Source organism: Nocardia sp. NPDC050799 (assembly GCF_040654015.1).
Classification (GTDB): Bacteria; Actinomycetota; Actinomycetes; order Mycobacteriales; family Mycobacteriaceae; genus Nocardia.
The window spans coordinates 1-7,503 of the sequence record NZ_JBFAHF010000076.1; the positions used below are offsets into that span (position 1 = coordinate 1).

The following is a 7,503-nucleotide window of genomic DNA, read 5'->3' on the forward strand; positions in this document are numbered from 1 at the left end:
CACACCCTTCGGACGACCCGTCGAACCCGACGTGAAAATCACATACGCCGTATTCGACGCACGCAACGGCGCACGACGATCCGCATCGGTGACCGCGGCATCGGCATACCCCGACAGCTCCAGCGTGTCCACGGCCAGTACCGGCACACCTGTCCCCTCGGGAACCGCACCGGCATCGGACGTCGAGGTCAGCACGCAGACCGGTCGTGCGGTCTCGAGCACATACGCGGTCCGCTCCGCTGGATGTTCGGGATCCACCGGTACATACGCACCACCGGCGGTGACCACCGCGTACATGGCCACGACCAGATCCACCGAACGCCGCAGCGCCAGACCGACCAGCGATTCCGGCCCCACGCCCTCGGCGATCAGCAGCCGCGCCAGACGATTGACCCGTCCGGCGAACTCCGCATAGGTCAGTTCGGCGCCCTCGAACGACACCGCGACCCGATCCGGATACATCGCGACCGCCGCGGCGAACTCGGCCGGCAGCAACCGTGAATCGACCGCGTGGTGAGTCGCGTTCCAGCGCTCCAGCACCAGTTCGCGTTCGGCCGGAGCCAGCAGATCGATATCACCGACGGCGACGGACGGATCGGCGACGATGCCGTCCAGCATCCGGACCAATTGGTCCGCGATCCGGCGTATATCGGCCTCGTCGAACATGTCCTGCCGGTATCCGGCCCGGATCCGCAGCGTATTGCCGAGCGCGGCGATCAGGGTCAGCGGGTAGTGCGTGGCGTCGATGCCGGCCAGGCCGGCCACCGTCATTCCGTCGATATCGGTGGCCTGCGCCTGGATACCCGCGGCATCCACCGGATACGACTCGAACACCAGCAGGGTGTCGAACAGCGCCGCCATCCCCGCCGCGCCCTGGATATCCGCCAGACCCACATAGTGGTGGTCCAGCAGATCGGCCTGTTCGGCCTGGACCCGGGCGAGCACCGTCCGCACGGACTCGTTCTGATCGAACCGCACCCGCACCGGGATCGTGTTGATGAACAACCCGACCATGGTCTCCACGCCGGGCAGTTCCGGTGGGCGACCGGAGACGGTGGCGCCGAACAGCACATCGTCGCGACCGGTCAGCCGGCCCAGCAGTACCGCCCAGGCCAGCTGCAGCACCGTGTTCGCCGTCACGCCGACCTCGGTGGCCAGCGCGGTCATCCGGGCGGTGGCCGCGGTGTCCAGCCCGAACTCGTACTCGCCCGACAGCGCGGTGATCTCGGAGCCGCCGGCTTCGGGGCGGACGAGCAGGGTCGGTTCCTCGACTCCCGCCAGCGCCGCCCGCCAGGTCTCCAGCGAGACCCCGCGATCCTGGCGGCCGACCCATGCCAGGAAGGTCCGGTAGGAATGGACCGCCGGCAGTACCGCGGCATCGCCACGGACCGCGTACAGCGTCAGCAGATCCCGCATGAGCAGCGGCATGGACCAGCCGTCGAGCAGGATGTGATGGTTCGCCACCACGAACTGCCAGGTATCCGCGCCGGTCTTGATCAGCGTGAACCGGAGCAGCGGCGGCTCGGCGAGATCGAAGCGCCGCAACCGGTCCGCTTCGATGAGGTCGGCGGCCGTCCCGGCGCTGCTGCGGTCGTGCTCGGTCCAGTCGACCGGCATCTCCTTCAGGACCACCTGGACCGGGTGGCCCTCGTGGTCGGTGACGAAGGCGGTGCGCAGGTTCTCGTACCGATCGACCAGGGCCTGCGCCGCCGCACGCAGACGGGCGGCGTCCACCCGGCCGGTCAGCGTGAGCACCACCTGGCCGGTGTACACATCCACCGAGGTCTCGGCGATCTGGGCGTGGAACAGCATGCCGGCCTGCAGCGCGGACAGCGGCCACACATCGGCGACCGGGAAGCGCCGCTCGATCCCGTCGACATCGGACTGCGACAGCGCGACCATGCCGAAATCGGACGGGGTGTACCCACCGGCCCCCGCGGAATTCGCGTGGCGCGCGACCGCTTCCAGCGCCCGGGTCCACAACTCACCGAACTCGCGGACCTCCTCGGCCCCGAGCAGGGTGGTCGGGTACCCGATCCGCGCGATGAACTCGTCGCCGGCGACGACGGCGTTGATATCCAGCAGCGCCAGCGCCGGCATATCCGCGTCGAATGCCGCGTCCACCACCAGATCGGCGGGCAGCCAGCCGAACTCGCGCATTTCCGGGGACAACTCGCCCGAACCGGCGGACCGGCCCAGATAGTTGAAGCTCACCTGGCCGGGCAGCTCGACCGGCAGGTCGCTCGCGGTCCGGGGGTTCAGGTGGCGCAGCAGCCCGTAACCGATGCCCTTGTCCGGCACCGCGAGCAGCTGTTCCTTCACCGCCTTGAGCGCCGCTCCCAATGCCGGGCCGCCGGCGAGCGCATTCTCGAAATCGATACCGGCCGGCGCGAACCGCACCGGGAAGACGGAGGTGAACCAGCCGACGGTGTGGGACAGATCGGCACCGGGCACGACCTCTTCCTCACGCCCGTGACCCTCGAGCCGCACCAGCAGCGGATCATCGATCGCCGCCGCGGGCACCCGCCGCGCCCGCCACGTGGCGGTGGCCAGTACGAGCGCGGTGAGCAGACCGTCGTTCACCCCGCCGTGGAACAACGCCGGCACCGTGGTGAGCAGCGCCTGAGTGACCTCGGGCGACACCCGCACCGTGTAGGTGTCGACCGTCGCGGCGGTATCGACCGCCGGATCCAGCGCGCGGTCGGTCAGCAGCGGATCGGCCGTATCGACGACGGTCCGCCAGTAGTCCAGCTCGGCCTCTCGCTCGGCGCTGCGCGCGTGCGTCTCGAGCGCATGCGCCCAGGTCCGCATCGACGTGGTCGGCTCCGGCAGTTCCGGCAGGAGCCCAGCGCTGTGTGCACCGGCGGACAGCACGAAATCCGGGACCAGGATGCGCCAGGACACGCCGTCGACCACCAGGTGATGCGCCACGACCACCAGGTATCCGGGCCGGTCGGCGGTATCCGGTTCCAGCCAGACGAACCGCACGACCACGCCGTGGCCGGGATCCATGCGGTCCAGGGCCGCGTCGACCGCCGCGGTGGCCGTTTCGCGCACCTGCTCGTCGGTGGCGGCGGCATCGAACACGGTGTGATCGATGAGCGCGTCCACGTCGACCGAACCGGGCTCGACCGTCTCCACGACCCATTCGCCGTCCACGACGAACAGGCGTGACCGCAACATATCGTGCCGGTCGAGCACCGGGCCCATCACCGCGGCGATGGTTTGGCGGGTGACGCCGATCGGCAGGCTCAACGGCGTCAGTTGATGGAAACGCCCGAACGAGCCGAAGCGTTCGACCATCGTCCGCACCACCGGGGTGAGCGGCATGCGACCGACCCCGCCGCCCGGCAACTCGGCCAGCGTCCGCACCGCGCCGTCGACGAATTCCGCGAACTCCGCGACCGACGCCAGGCCCGCCACCGTGCGCTTCTCGAACACCTGCCGCGGGGTGAACACCACACCGCGCGATTTGGCCCGTGACACCAGCTGGATGGAGACGATGCTGTCACCGCCGAGGGCGAAGAAATCGTCGTCCGCGCCGACCTGCTCGACACCGAGCACCTCGGCGAAAATATCCGCCAGGATCTCCTCGATCGGCGTCGATGCGGCCCGGAATTCCCGGGTCTCGAACACCGGTTCCGGCAACGCGCTACGGTCCAGCTTGCCCGAGGCGTTCATCGGGAACGTCTCCAGTGCCACAAAGGCAGACGGCACCATGTACGACGGCAGCCGACCGTGCAGATGGGCCCGCAGCTCATCGGTGGTGATCGTCGCGCCGGCCACCGGCACCACATACGCGACCAGGTGCTCACCGGTCCCCGCATGTCGCAGGATGACCAGCGCCCTCGCGACGGCGTCCATTTCGGTGAGCGCGGCCTCGATCTCGCCGGGCTCGATCCGCTGACCGTGCAGTTTCACCTGGAAATCGCTTCGGCCCAGGTACTCCAACTCACCCGCGGCGGTCCACCGCACCAGGTCACCGGTGCGGTACATCCGTTCGCCGGCGTGGAAGGGGTCCGCGACGAAACGTGTGGTGGTCAGATCGGGCCGGGCCAGGTAGCCGGGCGCCAGCTGCACACCACTGATGTAGAGCTCACCCTGGACACCGGCGGGCACCGGCCGCAACCGGTCGTCGAGTACGTAGGTCCGGGTGTTGAGACCCGGGACACCGATCGGCACGGCTCCGGTTTCGGCGCCGGTCACCTCGTGGGCGGTGACATCGACCGTGGTCTCGGTGGGCCCGTACTGGTTGAACAGGCGGGCGCCGGTGCGTTCCCGCAACCGCCGCGCCAGGTCGCCGGACAGCGCCTCACCGCCGACGACGATACTGCGCAGCCCGGCCCAGGCCGCGGGCTCGGATTCGGACAGGAACACCGACAGCAGCGACGGCACGAACTGTGCCATCGTGACGCCTTCGTCGGCGATCAATCCGGTGAGGTACGCCGCGTCGCGGTGACCCTCCGCATGCGCGATGACCAGGCGGGCGCCCAGCTGCAACGGCATGAAGAACTCCACCACGGACGGATCGAAGGTCGCCAGGGTGCGGTTCAGCATCACATCGCCGGCACCGAGTTCGTGCCGTTCCCGGGTGGTCGCCAGGTAGTTGAGCACGGCCCGGTGCGAAACCGGCACACCCTTCGGGCGGCCCGTGGAGCCCGAGGTGAAGATCGCGTACGCGGTGTTGTCCGGCCGCAGCGGCCGGAGTCGATCCGCGTCGGTGAGCACGGTGCCGGCGACACCGGACAGATCCAGCCGATCGATACGCACCTGCCCGGCGATCGCCGGATCGAGGTCTTCGCCGGAGGTCAGCACACAGATCGGGCGCGCTGTATCGACGATGTACTCGAGCCGGTCCACGGGCTGGTCCGGATCCAGCGGCACATACGCGCCGCCTGCCGCGACCACCGCATACGCACCGGTGATCAGGTCGATCGACCGGCGCATGCCCAGAGCGACATAGGTTTCCGTCCCCACACCGGCATCGCGCAGCCACCGCGCCAACCGGCGCACGCGGCCCGCGAACTCGCCGTAGGACAGACCGGTGCCCTCGTAGGTCAGCGCCGCCCGGTCCGGAGATTCCGACACCACCCGGTCGAACCCGTCCAGCAACAGGCCCGGCTCGACGCTGCGGTCGGTGGCGTTCCACCGGTGCAGCACCAGCTCGCGTTCGGCCGCGTCGAGCAGCTCGAGCTCACCGGCCGGGGCCGCGGGATCGGCGACGACCGCGGCCAGCACCCGCAGGTACCGCTGCACGAATCCCGCCACCGTCGCATGGTCGAACAGGGCGGTGGCGTAGGTCAGGTACCCGGTCACGCCCGCCGCGGCACCCGACGCGTCGTAGGTGTCGCTGAGGATCATGCTCAGGTCGTACAGGGAGACCTTGGTACCGGCATCCACCCCGGACACCGAGAGACCGGGAATTTCCAGACTCGTCTGCGCCAGGTTCTGGAACGCGAAGCCCACCTGGAACAGCGGGTGCCGCGCCGTGGACCGCACCGGGTTCAGCGCCTCCACCAGCTGTTCGAACGGCACATCGGCATGCGCGAACGCCGCGATATCGATCTCCCGCTGGCGCGCCAGCAGGTCGGTGAACGATTCCCCGCCCTCGACCCGGGTCCGGAACACCAGCGTGTTCACGAACATGCCGATCACATCATCGAGGGCGGCCTCGCCCCGACCGGCCACCGGGGTACCGATCGCCACATCGTCGGTCCCCGCCAAACGAGCGAGCAGCAGCGCGAACGCGGTATGCGTCACCATGAACAGGGTCACGCCCTGCTGCCGCGCGAAGTCCTGCAGCGCCTGATGCAGGCCCGCATCGATCTGCACTTCGACTCGGCCACCGGCGTACGACTGTGTCGCCGGCCGCGGGCGGTCCATCGGCAGATCCAGCTGCTCGGGCAGATCCGCCAGCGCCGACCGCCAGAATTCGAGCTGTTCGTGCGCCAGCGATGTGGGATCGGCGCCGTCGCCCATCAGGTTCCGTTGCCAGATCGCGAAATCGGCGTACTGGACCGCCAACGGCGTCCAGTCCGGTGCCCGGCCCGCCGCCCGTGCCGAATACGCGGTCATCAGATCCCGCATCAACGGCACCGTCGAGGCACCGTCGCCGGAGATGTGGTGCACCACCGCGGCGAGCACGTATTCGTCTGCCGCGTCGTCGATCCGCAGCAGCGTCACCTGCACCGGCACCTGCTGGGCGACATCGAACGACACCGACGCCAGCTCGGTCACCACGGTCTCGACCGCATTCGCGGCCACGGTGCGGACCTCGAGGACCGGTACCGCCCCCGTCACCGGCAGCACCACCTGCGCCGGACCGGATTCGGTCTCCGGGTACACCGTCCGCAGCACCTCGTGCCGCGCCACCAGATCCGTGACCGCCAGTCGAAGGGCATCCACGTCCAGGTGCCCGGTCAACCGGACCACCAGCGGAATGTTGTAGGCCGCCGCGCCACCGTCGAACCAGTTCAGGAACCACATGCGCTGCTGCGCAAGGGACAGCGGGATCCGGTCCACGACCTCCCCCGACGGCAGCACCCGGGTCGGCCGCGGCTGCGGCACCAGCGCCGGACGTCCGCCGGACCCCACCTGCTCCTCGAGCCGGGCGGCCAGCGTGCCGACGACGGATGCCTCGAACAGCACCCGCACCGGCACCTGCGTATTCAGTGCCGCGCCCAGACGCGCGACGACCTGCGTCGCGAGCAGCGAGTTCCCGCCGAGGGCGAAGAAATCGTCCTCCGCGCCGACTCGCTCGATACCGAGCACATCGGCGAGCACACCGGCCACGATCCGCTCGACCGGTGTCGACGGCGCCCGGAACTCCCGTGTCTCGAACGCGGGCTCGGGCAACGCCCGGCGATCCAGCTTTCCGGCGGGGGTCAGCGGGACCTCGTCGAGCACCATGACCGACGCCGGCACCATGTACGACGGCAACCGCTGCCCGACGAACTCGCGCACCTCGGCCACGTCGATCGAACGCCCCGATACGGCCACCACGTAGGAAACGAGGGAGACCACTCCCGCGGCGCTCTTGTGTCCGGTCGTGACAGCGAAGTCGACGGTCTCATGCGCGGTCAGCGCCGCGTCGATCTCACCCAGTTCGATACGGAAACCACGAACCTTGACCTGGAAGTCGTTACGGCCCACATACTCCACCACGGGATCACCCGCGGCGTCACGACGCCACCGCACCACATCACCCGTGCGATAGAGCCGCGAACCCGGCTCACCGTACGGATCGGCAACGAACCGATCGGCAGTCAAACCGGCACGGGCATGATAGCCACGCGCCAACTGGATACCACCGACATACAGTTCACCGGCCACACCTTCAGGCACCGGGTTGAGCCGATCGTCGAGCACCAGAGTCCGCATACCCCGCACCGGACCACCGATCGTGACCCGATCACCGGCGTGCAGCACACCACTGATATTCGTGGCCACCGTCGCCTCGGTCGGACCATAGGCATTGTGGAACCGACGCGCGACCCCGCCCTC

At 69.1% G+C, this 7,503-nt stretch carries 1 protein-coding gene; it reads right to left on the reverse strand.

The annotated features are described in order from the left end of the window. Nucleotides 1-7,503: amino acid adenylation domain-containing protein (locus AB0H42_RS35135; RefSeq protein WP_357064064.1), on the reverse strand; the 7,503-nt coding region annotated here is incomplete at both ends.